The sequence below is a fragment of the Rhodococcus sp. DMU1 genome (assembly GCF_012272955.1).
Lineage (GTDB): Bacteria > Actinomycetota > Actinomycetes > Mycobacteriales > Mycobacteriaceae > Rhodococcus > Rhodococcus aetherivorans.
In genome coordinates this window covers 2,600,340-2,619,147 of the sequence record NZ_CP050952.1, presented here as the reverse complement: position 1 = coordinate 2,619,147, position 18,808 = coordinate 2,600,340, and the positions used below count along the sequence as shown (strand labels likewise).

Annotated in this window: 17 protein-coding genes and 2 pseudogenes; 8 read left to right on the top strand and 11 right to left on the bottom strand. The window is 71.2% G+C overall.

Annotation, left to right across the window (positions count from 1 at the left end; translation table 11 throughout):
- Window position 1: 1 nt before the first annotated feature.
- Window positions 2-1,216 (bottom strand): nitrate/nitrite transporter, encoded by a 1,215-nt coding sequence (locus HFP48_RS12295; protein ID WP_080688487.1) that lies wholly within the window; start codon window positions 1,214-1,216, stop codon window positions 2-4.
- Window positions 1,217-1,474: 258 nt separating this feature from the next.
- Here HFP48_RS12295 and HFP48_RS12290 point away from each other — a divergent pair, with 258 nt between their 5' ends.
- From HFP48_RS12290 to HFP48_RS32160, 3 genes and pseudogenes are all read left to right on the top strand, one after another.
- A complete protein-coding gene (locus HFP48_RS12290; protein ID WP_043798219.1) occupies window positions 1,475-1,714 on the top strand; it encodes a hypothetical protein in 240 nt (79 codons plus the stop codon).
- A gap of 50 nt (window positions 1,715-1,764) precedes the next feature.
- Entirely contained in the window at window positions 1,765-1,953 is a 189-nt protein-coding gene (locus tag HFP48_RS12285; RefSeq protein WP_168579559.1) for a hypothetical protein, read from the top strand.
- Between the two features lie 49 nt (window positions 1,954-2,002).
- A pseudogene (locus tag HFP48_RS32160) lies at window positions 2,003-2,467 on the top strand (helix-turn-helix transcriptional regulator); the annotation flags it as partial.
- A 576-nt stretch (window positions 2,468-3,043) separates the two neighbouring features.
- Here the strand turns inward: HFP48_RS32160 and HFP48_RS31575 are convergent.
- Window positions 3,044-3,520, bottom strand: a complete 477-nt coding sequence (locus tag HFP48_RS31575; protein ID WP_246872587.1) for a hypothetical protein — start codon at window positions 3,518-3,520, stop codon at window positions 3,044-3,046.
- Between HFP48_RS31575 and HFP48_RS31570 the strand changes: the two are divergent.
- A pseudogene (locus HFP48_RS31570) lies at window positions 3,467-4,654 on the top strand (LuxR C-terminal-related transcriptional regulator); the annotation flags it as partial. The gene HFP48_RS31575 and the pseudogene HFP48_RS31570 sit on opposite strands and share 54 nt — an antisense overlap.
- Window positions 4,655-4,860: 206 nt before the next feature.
- Here the strand turns inward: HFP48_RS31570 and HFP48_RS12275 are convergent.
- The 4 genes from HFP48_RS12275 to HFP48_RS12260 all read right to left on the bottom strand — a co-directional run bounded on the left by HFP48_RS12275 (window position 4,861) and on the right by HFP48_RS12260 (window position 10,376).
- Window positions 4,861-7,158 (bottom strand): polyribonucleotide nucleotidyltransferase, encoded by a 2,298-nt coding sequence (locus HFP48_RS12275; protein ID WP_043798228.1) that lies wholly within the window; start codon window positions 7,156-7,158, stop codon window positions 4,861-4,863.
- A 369-nt stretch (window positions 7,159-7,527) separates the two neighbouring features.
- A complete protein-coding gene (gene rpsO, locus HFP48_RS12270; RefSeq protein ID WP_003935677.1) occupies window positions 7,528-7,797 on the bottom strand; it encodes a 30S ribosomal protein S15 in 270 nt (89 codons plus the stop codon).
- A gap of 133 nt (window positions 7,798-7,930) precedes the next feature.
- Window positions 7,931-9,358, bottom strand: coding sequence for a wax ester/triacylglycerol synthase domain-containing protein (locus HFP48_RS12265; RefSeq protein WP_168579558.1), 1,428 nt, complete (start codon window positions 9,356-9,358; stop codon window positions 7,931-7,933).
- A 46-nt stretch (window positions 9,359-9,404) separates the two neighbouring features.
- Entirely contained in the window at window positions 9,405-10,376 is a 972-nt protein-coding gene (locus tag HFP48_RS12260) for a bifunctional riboflavin kinase/FAD synthetase (RefSeq protein WP_006948316.1), read from the bottom strand.
- 95 nt (window positions 10,377-10,471) lie between these two features.
- Between HFP48_RS12260 and HFP48_RS12255 the strand changes: the two genes are divergently transcribed.
- Genes HFP48_RS12255 through HFP48_RS12240 form a run of 4 tightly spaced genes read left to right on the top strand, consistent with a single transcriptional unit; the run spans window position 10,472 to window position 13,742 of the window.
- Window positions 10,472-11,383: a metal ABC transporter substrate-binding protein gene (locus HFP48_RS12255; protein WP_006948318.1), complete on the top strand. Its 912-nt coding sequence runs from the start codon at window positions 10,472-10,474 to the stop codon at window positions 11,381-11,383.
- Complete coding sequence (locus tag HFP48_RS12250; protein WP_168579557.1) at window positions 11,380-12,147, top strand: metal ABC transporter ATP-binding protein; 768 nt, start codon at window positions 11,380-11,382, stop codon at window positions 12,145-12,147. The genes HFP48_RS12255 and HFP48_RS12250 overlap by 4 nt, the downstream gene beginning before the upstream one ends.
- Window positions 12,144-13,031 carry a metal ABC transporter permease gene (locus HFP48_RS12245; protein WP_006948325.1) on the top strand — a complete coding sequence of 296 codons (888 nt, stop codon included), beginning with the start codon at window positions 12,144-12,146 and terminating at the stop codon, window positions 13,029-13,031. Before HFP48_RS12250 ends, HFP48_RS12245 begins: the two co-directional genes overlap by 4 nt.
- Before the next feature lie 36 nt (window positions 13,032-13,067).
- Entirely contained in the window at window positions 13,068-13,742 is a 675-nt protein-coding gene (locus HFP48_RS12240) for a metal-dependent transcriptional regulator (protein WP_029543295.1), read from the top strand.
- Between the two features lie 57 nt (window positions 13,743-13,799).
- On the opposite strand, the gene truB is transcribed toward HFP48_RS12240, so the two are convergent.
- The 5 genes from truB to HFP48_RS12215 all read right to left on the bottom strand — a co-directional run bounded on the left by truB (window position 13,800) and on the right by HFP48_RS12215 (window position 18,808).
- Window positions 13,800-14,708 (bottom strand): tRNA pseudouridine(55) synthase TruB, encoded by a 909-nt coding sequence (gene truB, locus HFP48_RS12235; RefSeq protein ID WP_029543293.1) that lies wholly within the window; start codon window positions 14,706-14,708, stop codon window positions 13,800-13,802.
- Window positions 14,709-14,746: 38 nt separating this feature from the next.
- Entirely contained in the window at window positions 14,747-15,454 is a 708-nt protein-coding gene (npt, locus tag HFP48_RS12230) for a 4'-phosphopantetheinyl transferase Npt (protein ID WP_037200816.1), read from the bottom strand.
- Window positions 15,451-16,407, bottom strand: a complete 957-nt coding sequence (locus tag HFP48_RS12225) for a metallophosphoesterase (protein WP_168579556.1) — start codon at window positions 16,405-16,407, stop codon at window positions 15,451-15,453. Before HFP48_RS12225 ends, npt begins: the two co-directional genes overlap by 4 nt.
- On the bottom strand, window positions 16,404-17,738 hold the full coding sequence (locus tag HFP48_RS12220; RefSeq protein WP_051359251.1) for an MATE family efflux transporter: 1,335 nt from the start codon (window positions 17,736-17,738) through the stop codon (window positions 16,404-16,406). Before HFP48_RS12220 ends, HFP48_RS12225 begins: the two co-directional genes overlap by 4 nt.
- A gap of 86 nt (window positions 17,739-17,824) precedes the next feature.
- On the bottom strand, window positions 17,825-18,808 hold the full coding sequence (locus tag HFP48_RS12215; RefSeq protein WP_161996625.1) for a bifunctional oligoribonuclease/PAP phosphatase NrnA: 984 nt from the start codon (window positions 18,806-18,808) through the stop codon (window positions 17,825-17,827).

Here is an 18,808-nt window from a genome sequence, read left to right as displayed (position 1 = left end):
GTCAGCGGCTGTCGGCCTGCACGGACTCGTGCGCGTGCAGCTTCACCGCGGTGTAGACGAGCGCGATGAGCGCGGTCGCCACGAGCAGCAGCAGACCGACGGTGTAGTCGTTGTCGACGGAGTCGTAGGTGGCGCCCATGACGAGCGGCGGAAAGTACCCGCCGAGCCCGCCGGCAGCCGCAACGATGCCGGTGACCGATCCCACGGACGTGGCGGGCGCGCGGCGCGCCACCCATGCGAAGACACCACCGGTGCCGATGCCGAGGAAGATCGCGAGCAGGATGAACGTCGCCGCGGACCACACATCCGGCGGCGGCTGGGTGATCGCGATCGCGGCCATCGTTGCCGTCCCGGCGAACGACACGAGCACGACGTACTTCGGGGCGATGCGGTCGGACAGGGCACCCCCGATCGGCCGGGCCAGCACTGCGGCCAGAGCAAAGGCCGCTGTCCGCGCGCCGGCGTCGACAGCAGAGAAACCGTAGATCGTCTTGATGTAGGTGGGGAGGTAGTTGCTGAAGGCCACGAAGCCACCGAAGACCACCGCATAGAGGAACGACATCTCCCAGGTCACGGGGAGTTTCAGCGCAGCAGCAAGCTTGGGCGCGACCGCGTCGGTGTTCGGGCGGAACTGCGGCGAATCACGCATCACGAGGAGGCACACCCCCGCCGTGACGGCGAGCGCCGCGGCGACGATGACGTGGGTGGCCAGCAGCCCGAACCACTGTGCGAACCGCGGAGTGAAGAACGCGGACAGGGCCGTCCCCACCATGCCGGCCCCGAAGACACCGGTCGCGAAGCCCCGCCTGGACGCTTCGTACCAGTTGTTCGCGAACGGGATACCCACCGCGAAGATCGTTCCGGCGATGCCGAGGAAGAAGCCGAAGACGAGCAGCAGAGGGTAGGAGCCTGCGCTGCCGGCCACACCGACAGCGAGCACCGGGATGATCGAGGCCAGCGAGATCGCGATGAACATGACGCGGCCGCCGTAACGATCGGTGAGCGAGCCCACCACGATGCGCCCGAGAGATCCTACGAGGATGGGCGTCGCGACGAGGATCGAGGCCTGCGTACTGCTGAGCGAGAGGTCGCCCGCATACGTCGTGGACAAGGGGCCGATCATGTTCCATGCCCAGAAGTTGATCGCCGAGACCCACGTTGCCAGCGCGAGGTTCGAGCTCCGCCGCGTTCCGGTAACACCCGCTGAAGCTGTCACGGCTCCAGCGAATCATCGACACGCGCACGCGGGGTGAATTCGAGGAAAAATGCCGACGGTCCGTTCCGCCCGGAGCCGCGGCAGGAACGGGTGCTCCTCTCCTGTTCGCGGCCGGATATTCACCCTCGGCCTGCGGTTTCACCCTCCAGGGGTGAGGCGCCGCACAGGGGCGCGACCTACCGTCGGAATCGACCGCGGAGTCACTCGCGGCCAAATGTCAGGCGTACCCGCGTCCCGATCGAACGAAGTGGATCGACGATGACCGCACATACTCGCCCCACCGTCCGGACCCGCTCGCAGAACGCGACATCACGCAGGGTCGGGGCGTCCGGCCACGACATGCCCTGGCCGCTGCCGATTCCCGCCATCGTCCTCGGCGCCGCAGCGGTCGCCTCGGCACCCGTGGGAGCGTACACCGGCTCCGTTCTCGCCGGCGTCCTCACTGCGGCGGCGACGACTGCGGCCCTGGCGTCCGCCGCGTTGATGATCCGGGCCTGACCCGACCCTCGGCACTCGACGACCTCTACCAGTAACTCGTGAAGGACCCCATGAGGACACGACAGGCCGCGGGTGGCCTCACCCCGACCGGCACGATGACCACCGAAGAGATCAAGACCCGGATCACCGCGATGTTCGACTACGGGAACGACACCGTTCCCGGGTCCGACCGCGCGGCGGAGGAACCGTCGCGGGCGCCGGAGCGCGGTCGATCCGTCACCGGGTCGCCGGGCGCGTGACCCGGCTTCCGATCCGCGTCCGTTCACCGCGGATCACCGAACTTGTCCCATGACGAGGGCACCGGCCGCCGCGCAGGACTACTCTCGCCCCATGACGGGGCCACCGGCCGGCACGCAGGACGAGTATGCTCCCACGTTGTCGATGGTGCGCTCCCTCGTGCCTCGGCTTCCCGGCCGGGTGGTGCGGCGCGCGCGTCTCGAACGCATCCTCGAAGACGGGGTGAACGCCGGCACCGTGCTCGTGTCGGCGCCGGCCGGGTCGGGCAAGACGCTGTTGCTGGCATCCTGGGCAGCGTCACACCCCGGGCCTGTGGCATGGCTCTCGGTGGAATGTGAGGACGCCGAACCGACGCAGTTCTGGAGCCGGGTCCTGGACTCGCTCCGCGCCGTCGGCGGGTTCCCCGCCGGTTCGTTGCTGGCGACGATGCGGGTCCCACCCAGTTTCGACCCCCGGTTCGTCTCCGTGTTCGCCGATGCGTGTGGCCGCCTTCCCCATCCCGTCGTCCTGGTGCTGGACGACATGCATCTGCTCGCCGGGACGCCGGCCGTGCAGTCGCTCGCGGCGGCCGTCCGCAGGGGGCTCGGCAACGTGCGACTGGTGATCGCCACTCGCAGCGATCCGGCGTTGCCACTGCAACGACTCCGCCTGAGCGGTCAGCTGACCGAGATCCGTTCGGAAGCGTTGCGGTTCGATGCCGCCGAGGCGAAACAGCTTCTGGCCGACCACGATGTCATCCTCGAACCCGCTCAGATGCAGACCCTCCTCGCCAAGACCGAGGGATGGGCGGCCGGCCTGCGGCTCGCGGCCCTGTCGCTCCGGACCTCGAACGATGTGGAGGCCACCGTGGAGGCACTTGCGGGGGACGAACGGTCGGTCGCCGACTACTTCGCGGAAGAGGTGCTGGCCAACCAGGATCCGGCACTGCGCCGGTTCCTGCTCGACACGTGCGTCGTAGGACGGATTTCCGCCGAACTGGCCGACGCCCTGACCGGGCGTACTGACGGCCAGCAGTTTCTGGTCCGGCTCGAACGGGACAACCTGTTCGTCGTCGCGTTGAACCACCGGCGGGCGTGGTACCGCTATCACCAACTATTCGGAGACCTGCTGCGACACCGCCTCAAGACCCAGGATCCCGAGCGCCGCCGCGTGTTGCACCGGCGTGCCGCCCGGTGGTTCGCAGACCACGGCGAACTCCTCGAGGCGGCGCGCCACCTGCGCGCCGCCGAGGACTGGCTCGGACTTGCCCGATTCGTCCTGCGAGCGGCGGGAGCAGAGATCCTGGGTCCGGAACGTCCGGCGCTGGTGGCACTGCTGCGGGACGCACCCGCCGACCTGGTCGGGGGGCATGCCGAGGTGGCGGCGGCCGCCGCGGTCGCCGCGTATGCGGAGTACGATCCGGTCGGCGTCGCCACCCACATGGCCCGCGCCCGCGAGTTGCTCGATCCTCTCCCGCCCGCCGACGCGCGGCTCACCGAGACGGTCCTTGTCACTCTCGATGCGGTGCTCGCCTGGATGAAGGCAGATCCGTCGCGGCAGGTCGGTGCCGCACGAGAAGCGATCCGACAACTCGAGGGGGTCTCACCGGCGGACATGCCGGCCGCGCCCGTGTACCGGATCGCCGCCGGCACCGTCCTCGCGATGGGAAAGCTGTGGTCCGGAGAACTCGACGCCGCCGAGGCGATGCTCGCGTCCACGATATCGGCGCTGGCCGCCAGGTCGGCGATGACTCCGGTACTCGCGCTGCATCTGCACGGCAACACAGCCGTGCTCATGGCGATGGCCGGCCGGTTGCGGGCGGCACGCAGAGAGGTCGATCTCGGGCTGGCCGTCGCCGACGAGCTGGGATGGACCTTCCTGCCGCCGTCGGCCACGGTGCTGCTGGCCGAGTCCATGATCCGCCTGCTCGAGGCGGACATCGAGGCCTGTTCGGTTGCGGTTGAGCGGGGACACACGAGCCTGGGCGAGTTCCGCGACCGCTACACCGAAACCAGCTTCAAGCTCGTACAGGCACGGCTCGCTCTCTCGGCGGACAACCCGCCGGCGGCACGGGCGCACCTGGGGCAGTTGCGGCAGCGCATGTCCGACTGGGTCATCCCGCGCTTCCTTGCCGAGTGGTACGAACTCGTCGAGGCAGAGATTCTGCTGGCCGAAGGACGGGCCCACGAGGTTGCGGCGCTGCTGTCCGCCGAAAAGGGACCACCGGACCTCGCGCGCCCCGGTGCGCACCGTGTGGTCCTTCTGGCGCGGTCGTACCTGGCGACGGACGAACCGCGCCGATGCCTGGAACTGGTGGCACCGCTGCTCGGGGGAGCGCCGATCGACAACGGGCCCACCGTCGATGCCTGGCTGCTGGCCGCACTCGCACACGACCGGCTACGCGGGGAGGGCGAAGCCGAGGTTGCCCTGGCACATGCCCTCGCGGTGGCCGCACCCGAAGGAATCGCACGGCCGTTTCTACTGGCCGGTGACCGGGTTCGAGCACTGCTGGAACGACACAACCGCGTCGACGACGCCCACCACGAATTCGTCTCGATGCTGGTCGGCAAGCTGGGCGGGACTGCCGACCGATCCGAGGCTCCGCAACTGCTCGAGCCGTTGACCAATCGCGAACGGGCTGTCCTCCTGCTCCTGCCCACCATGATGAGCAATGCCGAGATCGCCGACGAGCTCTTCGTGTCCGTGAACACCGTCAAGGCACATTTGAAGTCTCTGTACCGCAAGTTCGGTGCCACGAGTCGCCGCCAGGCGGTGGTGCGGGCGCGGGAACTCGGACTGTTGTCGGGCGCCGGCACCCGGACGACACCAGGGGGCCGTAGCACGCGCCGCACCGGCGGGAGGACGCGCGACCGCCCGCGCCCCGTCCACCCGAAGGACAGACGGAGACGCGGGCGGTCGGAGGCCGAGTGTCAGCTCTCGGCGATGTCGCCGGACTCGGCCGGAGCCGCGGGTGTCTCGCCCGAAGCGTCGGCGGTGTCCTCGTCGGGCACCGGCACCAGGCTGATCTTGCCCCGGTTGTCGATGTCGGCGATCTCCACGCGGATCTTCGAGCCCACGTTGACGACGTCCTCGACCTTGGCGATGCGCTTGCCGTTGCCGAGCTTGCTGATGTGCACCAGGCCGTCGCGGCCCGGCAGCAGCGAGACGAACGCGCCGAACGCCGTGGTCTTGACCACGGTGCCCAGGAAGCGCTCGCCCACCTTCGGAAGTTGCGGGTTCGCGATGGCGTTGATCTTGTCGATCGCGGCCTGCGCGGACGGGCCGTCGGCGGCACCGACGTACACCGTGCCGTCGTCCTCGATGGAGATGTTCGCGCCGGTCTCCTCGGTGATCGAGTTGATCATCTTGCCCTTGGGGCCGATGACCTCGCCGATCTTGTCGACCGGGACCTTGATGGTGGTGATCCGGGGCGCGAACGGGCTCATCTCGTCCGGGGTCTCGATGGCCTCGGCCATCACCTCGAGGATGGTGGCGCGGGCGTCGTGCGCCTGCGACAGCGCCCCGGCGAGCACCTGCGACGGGATCCCGTCGAGCTTGGTGTCGAGCTGCAGCGCGGTGACGAAATCCTTCGTGCCGGCCACCTTGAAGTCCATGTCACCGAACGCGTCCTCGGCGCCGAGGATGTCGGTCAGCGCGACGTAGCGGGTCTCACCGTCGACCTCGTCGGAGACCAGGCCCATCGCGATGCCCGCGACCGGGGCCTTGAGCGGCACACCGGCGTTGAGCAGCGACAGCGTCGAGGCACACACCGAGCCCATCGAGGTGGAGCCGTTCGAGCTGAGCGCCTCGGAGACCTGACGGATCGCGTAGGGGAACTCCTCCTGGCTGGGCAGGACCGGGATCAGGGCCCGCTCGGCGAGGGCGCCGTGGCCGATCTCGCGGCGCTTCGGCGAGCCGACGCGGCCGGTCTCACCGGTGGAGTACGGCGGGAAGTTGTAGTGGTGCATGTACCGCTTGCTGGTCTCGGGACCGAGCGAATCGATCTGCTGCGCCATCTTCACCATGTCCAGCGTGGTGACACCCATGATCTGGGTCTCGCCACGCTCGAACAGCGCCGAGCCGTGGGCCCGGGGCACGATCGCGACCTCGGCGGACAGGGCGCGGATGTCCGTGATGCCGCGGCCGTCGATGCGGAACTTGTCCCGCAGGATCCGCTGGCGGACCAGCTTCTTGGTGAGCGAGCGGAACGCCGCGCCGATCTCCTTCTCACGGCCCTCGAAGTTGGGGGCCACCTGCTCGAGGACCTCGACCTTGACCTCGTCGGTCCGCTCGTCGCGCTCCTGCTTGCCGGCGATGGTCAGCGCCTCGGCCAGCTTGGTCGACGCGGCGGCCTCGACGGCCTCGTACACGTCGGCTTCGTAGGCCGGGAACAGCGGGAAGTCACCGGTGGGCTTCGCGGCCGCGGCGGCGAGCTGCTGCTGGGCGACGCACAGCCGCGCGATGAACGGCTTGGCGGCCTCGAGACCCTCGGCGACGACGGTCTCGGTCGGCGCCTGCGCACCGCCGGCGACCAGCTCGACGACGTTCTCGGTGGCCTCGGCCTCGACCATCATGATCGCGACGTCGGCGGTGTCGGGGTTGTCGCCGCCACCCACGATGCGACCCGCGACCACCATGTCGAACACGGCGTTCTCGAGCTGCTCGACCGTCGGGAACGCGACCCACTGGCCGGTCTTGTTCTCCTCGGAGGTGATCAGCGCGACCCGCACGCCGCCGACCGGGCCGGAGAACGGCAGGCCGGCGATCTGGGTGGACGCCGACGCGGCGTTGATCGCGACGACGTCGTACAGGTCGTTCGGGTTCAGGCTGAGCACCGTCACCACGACCTGGATCTCGTTGCGCAGGCCGTCGACGAAGGACGGGCGCAGCGGCCGGTCGATGAGGCGACAGGTCAGGATCGCGTCGGTGGAGGGCCGGCCCTCGCGACGGAAGAACGAGCCGGGGATGCGGCCCGCGGCGTACATGCGCTCCTCGACGTCCACCGTCAGCGGGAAGAAGTCGAAGTGCTCCTTGGGCTGCTTGCTGGCGCTCGTCGCCGACAGCAGCATGGTCTCGTCGTCGAGGTACGCGACGACGGAGCCGGCGGCCTGCTGGGCGAGGCGGCCGGTCTCGAAACGAATCTGGCGGGTGCCGAAGGACCCGTTGTCGAGGACTGCGACGGACTCGAACACGCCCTCGTCGACCTCGACTGCTGAATTGCTGGTCATCTCTACTCTTCTCTTCCCTCTCGTCTTCGCCGTACCCGCGCGGGCGCCACAACCCTCGTGGCTGCGGCTGCGCACCGATCGCCCGTGCCCGCGTCTCACGGGCCGAGCGTGCGGAGGCGGTCGTCGATCGAAACCGTCCGGACCGGGTCCGGAAGGTCACTACCGAAGACCGACACCGTCGGTGCATACGGTTCCGCGGGCGGTGTCGCCGTCCGCGGGTGCCGCTGCCGGTGTCCGGTGGGCACGTCACCCACCTCCGGCCGCGCAGCGGCCAAACACCGATAGCCAACGAGGCTCAGTCTAAGCATTGCCTCGTTGGCTATCGGAAAGATCAGCGAACGCAGATCGCGTCGTCGCTTCGCCGCGCTCCTATCGGCGCAGACCCAGACGCTGGATCAGCGAACGGTAGCGGTTGACGTCGACCTTCTCGACGTACTTGAGCAGCCGGCGACGACGACCGACCAGCAGCAGCAGGCCGCGGCGGGAGTGGTGGTCGTGCTTGTGCTGCTTCAGGTGCTCGGTCAGGTCCTGGATGCGCTTGGTGAGCATCGCGACCTGCGCCTCGGGCGATCCGGTGTCGGTCTCGTGGAGGCCGTACTCGCCGAGGATCTGCTTCTTCTGCTCGGTGGTCAATGCCACTGGGATACTCCTGATCGATGACGTCCGCGCGCTTCGTGGAACGGGCCGATGCCCGTCGGTGCGGCCACCGCGAACCGCAGCACACACCAGCGGATGAGCGTACCAGAGGGGCAGGTGCCGGCCCCGGCCACCCTCAGCCGCGGGATCCGGTGCCGGATCGGCGGCCTCCGGTGGCTTCGATCACCTCGGCGAACGCCTCCTCGAGGAGGGTCGCGTACCGATCGAGATCCGGCATCAGCAGCGGCGAGCTCATGACCGTGACGGCGAACGCTTCGCCGGCCCGGCTGAAGGAGTGCACCAGACCCATCCCCGGGCGGAGGGACTGGATGCCCGCGACGAAACGGAACGTTCCGCCGTGGTAGGTCCAGCCGGTGTCGGCGCCACAGTCGACACTGGTGACCGCGGTCTCGGCGGGTGCCGCGAACCCGCCCGCCGCCGCCGCACGGTCGCGCCGGTCCGCCGCCCGGCGGTACAGCGGATACGGCACCGCGCCCGCACCCGCGAGGCGGTGCAGCACCTCGGGGGACGTCGCGACCCGCCGTTCGCCGGCGAGCGCGTCGGCCACGGCCGCCACCCGGTCGCGGGGATCGGCGACCTCGGTACACAACGGAACGATCGCGGCGGTCAGCCGATTGACGCCCAGCGCGGCACCGGCCGCGCCGACCGCGACCGGAACCGCGACGTGGGCGCCGACGACGGGCCGGCCGCGCTCGCCGAAGTAGCGCTGCATCGCGAGGGACACCGCTGCCAGGCCCATGGCCGTCACGGTGTAGGTCCGGCCGACGAGACTGCCCAGGTCGGGCCGCACGATCCGGATCACCCGGTCGGGCCCGGGCGCCCCGGCGAGCACCGCTGCGGGCCGCGCCGCCGGGGACGGGACCGTCGGGGCGTCCGCGGACCGCGCCGACGCCGCGCGCCGCACCAGGACAGCGCCGAGCGTCAGGTAGCCGAGCCGCAGGTACCAGCGGGCGAAGCGCGCCACACCCGAGACCGCTGCGGCGACGTGCTGCGGTCGCGCCGCGGCCGGCGGCAGGCCGGGAACGCGCAGCGGTTGCCCGTCCGCGCCGAACAGCGCGCCGAGGAAGGCGGGCAGCGCCGAGCCTGCCATCACGGCGTGACTGACCTGCAGCACGACGACCGTCACGGTCGCGCCCGGATCGTCCGGGTCGGACACCGCGACGAAGACGTGCATGCGCCACGCGCGCCGCCGGACGTCCAGCGGGTCCGCGCACAGGTCGGCGATGGCGTCGATGCACGCGGTGAACGAGCCGCCGGCCCACTCGTGGTACTCGATGCGCTCCTCGGGCGGCAGCTGCGCCCGCACCCAGTACGGATAGTCCAGCCGGCCGGGCGCCTCGACGATCCGCCGGTCCAGCACGGTCAGCAGATGCGCCCGGGAGCGCAGGTGAGCGGACGCGTCCTCGGGGCCGCGGATCGCACCGTCCCGCTCGTCGAACACGACGAAGGCGGACCAGTCGGTCGGCCGGTCCGATTTCGACTCGTGATAGTTCGCGGCGTCCGCCCAGGTCAGGCGCGCGTGTCGCCACTGACGTATCGACACACCGGGAATTGTCCCCGATCCGGGCGGGGCCCGGACCGGAACGGCCCTAGCCGCGAGTGCGCTCGAGCACCTCGCGGGCCCGCTCGGCGTCGCGGTGCATCGCCGAGATGAGCGCCTCCACCGATTCGAACCGCTCCATGCCGCGCAGCCGCTCGACGAAGTCGACCGCGACGTGCTGGCCGTACAGGTCGGCCTCCTCGTCGAGGACGAACGCCTCCACGGTGCGGGTGCGCCCGGAGAAGGTCGGATTGGTGCCCACCGACACCGCCGCGAGGTACCGCTCCCCCGGCGTGACGGTGCCGAGCCCCCCGGTGCCCGGGCCGAGGACGGTGAACCAGCAGGCGTAGACGCCGTCCGCGGGGATGGCCGAGTACATGGGCGGCGCGACGTTCGCGGTGGGGAAGCCGAGATCGCGGCCGCGGCCGTCCCCGTGCACCACGACGCCCTCGACGCGGTGCGGGCGGCCCAGCGCGTCGGCCGCGGCGGCGACGTCGCCGGCGTCGACGCACGAGCGGATGTAGGTGGAGGAGAACGTCACCGCATGTTCGCTGAGCAAGGTCAGGCCCTGAACGGCGAAGCCGAAGCGCTCGCCGATGGTGCGCAGCAGGTCGACGTTGCCGGCGGCCTTCTTGCCGAAGGTGAAGTTCTCGCCCACGACGACCTCGGCGACGTGGAGTCGCTCGACGAGGATCTCGTGGGCGTACCGCTCCGGGGACAGCTTCATGAACTCGGGGGTGAACGGCATGACGCAGAAGACGTCGATGCCGAGCTCCTCGGCCAGTTCTGCCCGCCGCGCGAGGGTCGTGAGCTGCGCCGGGTGACTGCCCGGCCGCACGACCTCCATCGGGTGCGGGTCGAACGTCATCAGGACGCTGGCTGTGCCGCGCTCCTTCGCCGACTTCACTGCCCGCGCGATCAGCTGCTGGTGCCCGCGGTGCACACCGTCGAACACCCCGATCGTCAGGACACAACGACCCCAATCCGCGGGAATTTCGTCGAGACCTCGCCATCTCTGCACAAGCGCAGCCTACGACCCGGCGGCCGGACGGTCATCTCCGGCTCGCCCGGGGCGTCGCATGGACAACGCCGACGGCACACCGCCATAATTTCGGCATGCCGAACATTTTCGTTGGACTCCGCAAAATCGCCGTGGCGTTCGCGGCCACGGCGATCCTGGCGGGCTGCAGCTCGGCGCAGAGTTCCGACGACGACCGCCCCCTGGTGCTGACCACCTTCACGGTGCTCGCGGACATGGCCCGCAACGTCGCCGGGGAACACCTGCGGGTCGAGTCGATCACCAAGGTCGGGGCCGAGGTCCACGGCTACGAGCCCACTCCGGGCGACCTGCGCTACGCCACCCGGGCCGACCTCGTCCTCGACAACGGACTGGGCCTCGAGCGCTGGTTCGAACAGTTCCTCGCCGACACCGACGCCGCCCACGCCGTCCTCAGCGAGGGCGTGCCGCCGCTGCCGATCGGCGAGGACGCCTACGCGGGGCGGCACAACCCGCACGCGTGGATGTCCCCGTTGGCGGCCCAGACGTACGTCGACAACATCGCCGCCGCGTTCGCCGAGCTCGACCCCGAGCACGCCTCCGACTACGCCGCCAACGCCGCGGCGTACCGCGCCGAACTGCAGGCGGTGCACGAACAGCTCGTCGCCGACCTGGCCGTGTTGCCGCCGAATCACCGAGCGCTGGTCACCTGCGAGGGCGCCTTCAGCTACCTGGCCCGCGACGCCGGCCTGAGCGAGGCGTACCTGTGGGCGGTCAACGCCGACCAGCAGGGCACCCCCCAGCAGATCGCCCGTACGGTCGACTTCGTCCGGGCCAACGCCGTGCCCGCCGTGTTCTGTGAGTCCACCGTCTCGGACAAGGCCCAGCGGCAGGTCGCCGAGGACACCGGTGCCCGGTTCGGCGGAACCCTGTACGTCGACTCGCTCTCCGAGCCGGACGGCCCCGTGCCGACCTACCTCGAGCTGCTCCGGCACGACGTCCGCACCATCACCGAAGGGCTGCGCCCATGACCGCGACACCCGCTCCCGCACTGGCCGTCTCCCGCCTGAGCGTGCACTACCGCACCGTCACCGCGCTCGACGGCGTCGACCTGACCCTCACCACCGGCCGGGTGTGCGGGCTCGTCGGCACCAACGGCTCGGGCAAGTCGACCCTCTTCAAAGCGATCATGGGCATCGTGCGGCCGAGCGCCGGCACCGTGTCCATCGGCGGCGCCGACACCGTCACCGCCCGTAAGGCCGGAGCCGTCGCGTACGTGCCGCAGAGCGAGGCCGTCGACTGGGACTTCCCCATCAGCGTGGGCGAAGTCGTGATGACGGGCCGCTACGGCCACCAGAACTGGCTGCGCCGGCCGCGGCCTGCCGACCACGCCGCGGTCCGGGCCGCGCTCGAACGCGTCGACATGGCCGGCTACGAGCAGCGGCAGATCGGGCAGCTCTCGGGCGGTCAGCGCAAGCGGGTCTTCGTCGCCCGCGCCATCGCCCAGGGCGCTCCCCTGTTGCTGCTCGACGAGCCGTTCGCCGGGGTGGACAAGCGCACCGAGGCGGCGCTGACCGGCGTGATCCGGGACCTCGCCGGCTCCGGGCACACGGTCCTCGTCGCCACCCACGACCTCGCCGGGCTGTCGACGCTGTGCGACGAGGCCGCGCTGCTGCAGCGTCGCATCCTCGTGCACGGCGCCCCGGAGGAGGTGCTCCGGCCGGAGAACCTCGCCCGCGCCTTCGGCGTCGACCCGCTGGTGCCGACCCCTTACGTTCCCCAGGAGGCGCGGTGAACCTCGTCGAACTGATCGTCGAACCGCTGCAGTACGGCTTCATGCAGCGTGCGCTCGTCGTCGCGGTGGCCGCCACGGTCGTGTGTGCCCTGCTCAGCTGCTGGCTCGTCCTCATCGGCTGGTCGCTGATGGGCGACGCCGTCTCCCACGCCGTGCTGCCGGGGGTGGTGCTGGCCTACCTGGTGGGGGCACCGTTCGCCCTGGGCGCGTTGCTGTTCGCCGGGGCCGCCGTCGCCCTGATCGGGCTCGTGCGCAGCACCACCAAGGTCAAGGAGGACGCCGCGATCGGCGTGGTGTTCACGACGCTGTTCGCCCTCGGCGTCGTCCTGATCTCCAAGAACCCGAGCCAGGTGGACCTGCACCACGTGCTCTTCGGCAACCTGCTGGGCCTGGCCACCGAGGACATGTGGCAGGTCACCGCCCTCGCGGTGGTGGTGCTCGTCGTGCTGATCGCCAAGCGCCGCGACCTGACCCTGTTCGCGTTCGACCGGGGGCAGGCCCACGCCCTCGGGATCTCCCCGGCCCGGCTGTCCGCCCTGTTGCTCGCTCTCCTCGCGGTCACCATCGTCGCCGCCATCCAGGCCGTCGGGGTGATCCTCGTCGTGGCGATGCTGATCATCCCCGGTGCGACGGCGTACCTGCTCACCGAACGGCTGTCGCGGATGCTGGTGCTCGCCCCCACCCTGGCCGCGCTGACATCGGCGGCCGGGGTGTACGTCAGCTACTACACCGACGCCTCCACCGGCGGTGTCGTCGTCCTGGCGCAGGCCGTCGTGTTCACGGTGGCCTACCTCTTCTCGCCGCACCAGGGACTGATCACCGGGGCGCTGCGGCGGCGGGCACGGCTGCGCGACGCGGATGAATCCGCGGTGAGACTTGCCTAAGCTGTCCCCGTGGGCGAGAGAAGCGGGACGACCGAGGTGGCGACGGCGGACACGCTGACGCCGGTCGCGCAGGACTACCTCAAGATCATCTGGACCGTGCGGGAATGGTCGGGGGAGAAGGTCTCGACGAAGCTGCTCGCGGAGAAGCTCGGAGTGTCGGCGTCGACCGTCTCCGAGGCCGTCCGCAAGCTCGCCGATCAGGGCCTCGTCGACCACGCCCGCTACGGCGCGATCTCCCTCACGGACTCCGGGCGCGCCGCCGCCGTGGCCATGGTCCGCAAGCACCGTCTGCTCGAGACGTATCTGGTCCAGGAACTCGGCTACGGCTGGGACGAGGTGCACGACGAGGCCGAGGTCCTCGAGCACGCCGTCTCCGACCGGCTCGTCGCCGCCATCGACGCCAAGCTCGGCCATCCCGAGCGGGACCCGCACGGCGACCCGATCCCGGCGGACGACGGCACGATCCCCACTCCCCCGGCCCGGCAGCTCAGCGCGTTCGTCGACGGCGAGCACGGCCGCGTCGCCCGCATCTCGGACGCGGACCCGGCGATGCTGCGCTACTTCGACGACGTGGGCATAGCCCTCGACACCGACATCCGGGTCGTCGAACGCCGCGACTTCGCGGGCACCGTCTCGGTCCGTATCGGCGGCGACGGCGGCACCACGGTCGACCTCGGGCATCCCGCGGCCGACGCGATCTGGCTGGTGTAGGCGGCCGCGGCGCCGGTGTGTCCTTCGGGCGGCGGGAGCAGCCCGAAGGACACACCGCTACATGGTGGCCGGGCGCACGACGAACACTGCCGAGGCCCGCTTGCCCTTCTCCTGCAGCAGCGCCGCGGCCCGGCCGGACGGGTCGATCGCCGCGTACACGCCGGGAATCCCCACCGGATCCAGCCACCGGCCGTTCGCCAGCAGTTCCGCCTCCGCCGCGGTGACGTCGCGGCACGGGAACGCGGTGCGGACGGCTGCATCGATGTCCAGGCTCACGGTCGGGCTCTCCTCGAGCTGGGCGAGCGTGCGGGCGTGCTCGAGCCCGAACGGGCCGACCCGGGTGCGCCGCAGCGCCGTCAGGTGCGCGCCGACGCCCAGGGCGGCCCCCAGATCCCGGGCCAGCGCCCGGATGTAGGTGCCGGACGAGCACTCCACCTCGACGTCGAGATCGACGAACCCGTCCGAGGTGGTCCGCCGGGACAGCACCTCGAACCGCGAGACCGTGACCGGCCGGGCCGCGAGCTCGACGGTCTCCCCCTCGCGCATCCGGGCGTAGGCGCGCTTGCCGTCGATCTTGATCGCGCTGACGCTGGCAGGCACCTGGGAGATCTCCCCCGTGAGCGCGGCAACGGCCGCCGCGATCGCCTCGTCCGCGACGGCGGAGGCGTCGGTGGTCGCGAGCACCTCACCCTCGGCGTCGTCGGTGACGGTGCTCTGCCCGAGCCGGATCGTCGCCGAATACGCCTTGGTGGTGAGGGCGAGCAGGCCCAGCATCTTCGTCGCGCGCTCCACCCCGAGCACGAGCACGCCCGTCGCCATCGGGTCGAGGGTGCCGGCATGACCGACCTTGCGGGTGCCGAGCAGCCGCCGGCAGCGGGCCACCACGTCGTGGCTGGTCATACCCGGGTCCTTGTCGACGACGAGCAGGCCGGCACGGGCGAGGGCGGGGTTCTCGGAGGCAGACACGGGGCCCGATTCTGCCACCTGCCGCGGCGGCCCCGGTGTCAGTGCACGACGATCGCGGTGAGCACCAGCCCGTCGGCGATCAACCACCGCCCGTCGAACGCCGACAGCGGCGCACCGTCGCGGGTGTCGCCGGGTACGAGCAGGTCGGAACGGAACGTGCCCGACGCGGCCGCGCTCGGTACGGCGGCCGCGCCGTCGCGCTCGAACGTGATGTGGGCGTCCTCGAAGCCCAGCCAGCGCCCGGTGAGCGGGAACCACGCCTTGTAGGTGGCCTCCTTCGCGCAGAAGAGCAGGCGGTCCCAGTGCAGGCTCGGCTCGGTGCCGGCGAGCCAGGTGCGCTCCTGCGGCAGGGACACCGCCTCGAGCACCCCGTCGGGCAGGGGACCGTGCGGCTCCGCGTCGATCCCCAGCGACCGCACCTGCAGCGCGTAGGCCAGGACGGCGCCGCGGTAACCGTCGCAGTGGGTGAGGCTGCCGACGACTCCCCGCGGCCATACGGGCGCCCCCTTGTCGCCCTTGAGCACCGGCCCGGGCTCCATCCCGAGCTGCCGCATGGCGAGCCGCGCGCAGTGCCGCGCCCCCGCGAACTCCCGTCGCCGCTTGTCCACCGCACGGGCGACGAGCGCCTCCTCCTGCGGGTGCGGTCGCAGGCCGGGCGGGTCCTCGAACAACTCCGCGGCGGCGATGCCGTCGGGCAGGATCCGGGTGATCAGCCCGGTGCGGGTCGAGGTCGTCGGGTCGGTCATCGCAGCTCCCCAGTGCGCGTGTTCTGTGCAGCGCGCTCAGCGCGCATCTTCTCGACTTCGGCTTCCATCTCGGGGGTCACCCGGAAGTGCCCGCCCCACTTGTTCAGCGATCCCGGCGGATACTCCGGCACCGGCAGGATCTGGCGCAGCAGCGGCTCGGGCAGACCCCGGCGCTGCCATTCCCGTGGGTAGCCGAGGGAGACCTCCTCGAAGCGGACGCCGTCGTAGTACGTGGTGCGCGGGATGTGCAGGTGTCCGTACACGGCGCACAACGCGCGGTAGCGCAGGTGCCAATCGGCGGTCTCGGTGGTGCCACACCAGAGGGAGAACTCCGGGTAGAACAGCATCCGGGTGGGTTCGCGGACCAGTGGGAAGTGGTTGATCAGCACCGTCGGCAGCGCCGGGTCGAGGGCGTCGAGGCGCTTGCGGGTGTCGTCGAGCCGCACGCGGCACCACACGTCGCGGGTGACGTACGGGTCGGGTGAGAGGAGGAACTCGTCGGTGGCGACGACGTTGCGTTCGCGGGCGAGCGCCAGGCCCTCGGCCTTCGTCGTGGTGCCCTCGGGCAGGAACGAGTAGTCGTAGAGCAGGAACATCGGCACGAGCGTCACCGGCCCGCCCTCCCTGTGCCACACGGGATACGGGTCCTCCGGGGTGAGCACGTCGAGTTCGCGGCACATCGTCACGAGGTAGTCGTACCGGGCGGCGCCGTGCATCTGCACCGGGTCCTTGGCGGTGGTCCACAGCTCGTGGTTGCCGGGAACCCAGATCACCTTGGCGAAACGGCTGCGCAGCAGCGACAGCGCCCAGCGGATGTCGTCGGACTTCTCGGCGACGTCGCCGGCGACGATCAACCAGTCGTCCGGGGATTCGGGGTGCAGATCCTCGGTGACGGGGCGATTGCCTCGATGCCCGACGTGGATGTCGCTGACCGCCCAGAGTTTCCCCGTCACCGGTCCTGCCCTTCTGTCTCGTCCCGTACCGTCTCGCGCCGGATCTGCCGGTCCGCACCGGCGACGGCCCACCGCCCCGACCGGGTCCGCCAGACCACGGCCGCCATGCGGAACACGATGAACACCGTAAGCCCCGTCCAGATACCCGCGAGCCCCCAGCCCCACACCAGCGAGCACCAGACGACGGGCAGGAAGCCGAACAGCGCGGACGCGAGCGTGGCGGTGCGCAGGAAGGCGGCGTCACCGGCGCCGAGCAGCACCCCGTCGAGCGCGAACACCACTCCGGCGGCGGGCATGAGCGCGACGAAGAACCACCAGGCGACGTCGATCTGCTCGAGGACCGCCGGGTCGTCGGTGAACAGCGCCGGGATCACGTCGCCGCCGAGCAGGAACGCCAGGGCCAGGCCGGCGGCGAACACCGTGGACCAGGCGGTGATCCGCCAGGCCAGGCGCTTCGCGCCGGACCGGGCCCCCGCCCCGAGCGCCGCACCCACCAGGGCCTGCGCGGCGACGGCGAGCGAGTCGAGGGTGAGCGCGACGAAGTTCCACAGCTGCAGCACCACCTGGTGCGCCGCGACGGCCGCGGCACCGAAGCGGGCCGCCACCGCGGCCGCGGACAGGAAGCACGCCTGGAAGGCGAGGCTGCGGGCGATCAGATCGCGGCCGAGGCGCAACTGCGCCACGATCACCGCGCGACGAGGCCGCAGCGGCACACCGGCCCGGAGCAGTGCCCCGACGAACAGGGCCGCGGAGACACCCTGTCCGGCGACGTTGGCGACGGCGGAACCGGCGAGTTCCCAGCGGGGGGCGCCGAGCAGGCCGTGCACGAGCACCGGGCACAGCACCGCCGAGAGCGCGAGCCCGGCGAGCACGTACCGCAGCGGGCGGGCGGTGTCCTGCACGCCTCGCATCCAGCCGTTGCCGGCGAGCCCGACGAGGATCAGCGGTGCGCCGAACAGGGCGACCCGCAGCCACGACACTGCGGCGTCGGCGATCTCCGGGTCCCCGGCGATCAGCGCGGCCACCGGTTCCGCCAGTACCTGCCCGACGAGCAGGATCGCGGTGCCGACACCGAGCGCGAGCCAGGTGGCCTGCACACCCTCGGCGACGGCGGCGTCACGCCGGCCGGCGCCGTGGAGGCGGGCGGCGCGGGCCGTGGTCCCGTAGGACAGGAAGGTCAGCTGGGTGCTGACCTGGGCGAGGACGAGGCCGCCGATGGCGAGGCCCGCGAGCGCGAGCGCGCCGAGCCGGCCGACGACGGCGATGTCGAACAGGAGGTACAGCGGCTCGGCGGCGAGCACCCCGAGGGCCGGCACCGCGAGCCCGAGGATGCGCCGGGCGGTGGCCTCGGGGACGACGTGCGGGGGCGCGTCCGGTTCCGGGCCGGCGGTGTCCCGCGGTTGCGGCGCCGGCACCGTCAGTCCAGGGCCGCGCGCAGCGCCGTGACGACCCGGTCGCGGTCGCCGTACGCGGTGTATCCGGATGCGAACCGATGCCCACCTCCGCCGAGGGCGGTGGCGGCGACGGAGACGTCGACGGCGTTCTTCGAGCGCAGCGATACCGTCCACACGTCCGGGCCGCACTCCTTGAACACGGCGGCGACCTCCGCTTCGGCGGTGGTCCGGACGATGTCGATGACGCTTTCGACCTCCTCGGCGCCGAGGTGCGCCGAATCGGCGCGCAGCACCGTCGCGTGGACGAGTCCGCGTCCGCCGGCGGCGTCGGGAACGAGCGTCGCCGACGCGAGCACCCGCGACAGCATCGGCAGCCACCCGAAGGGGTGCGTGTCGAGGAGCCGTCGCGTGATGGCGGCCCCGTCGATGCCGGTGGCCAGCAGGCGCTCGGCCAGACGGTGTCCCCCGGCGCGTCCCCACCGGAACGAGCCGGTGTCGGTGACCAGCCCCGCGTACAGGCAGTGGGCGAGGTCCGCGTCGATCTCCACGCCCCACTCGTCGAACAGCTCGGCGAGCACGGCGGTGGTGGATTCGGCGGCCTCGTCGATCAGATTGTGGGTGCCGAACCGGGTGTTGGAGCGGTGGTGGTCGATCACCAGGGTGTGCTTCGCGCCTGCCAGCCGGTCCGCGAGATGCCCGAGCCGGCCGGCCGTGCCGCAGTCCACGGTGACGAGCAGGTCGACCTCGCGGCGCACCTGCCCGGCGGGCACCCGCAGGTGCCCGCCGGGCAGGTCGCGCATCGACGCCGGGACGGCGGTCGGCGACGCGAACGCCACCTGCACCGGAATGCCGCGCCGCTCGAGCACCGTGCCGAGTGCCAGGCCGCTGGCGAAGGTGTCGGCGTCGGGCTGGACGTGGCAGAGGATCGTCACCGAGGTGGCGTCCTCGAGGAGCGCGACGGCGTCGCGCAGATCGACCGCCGTGGCGGCCTGGATCGACTCGGCCAT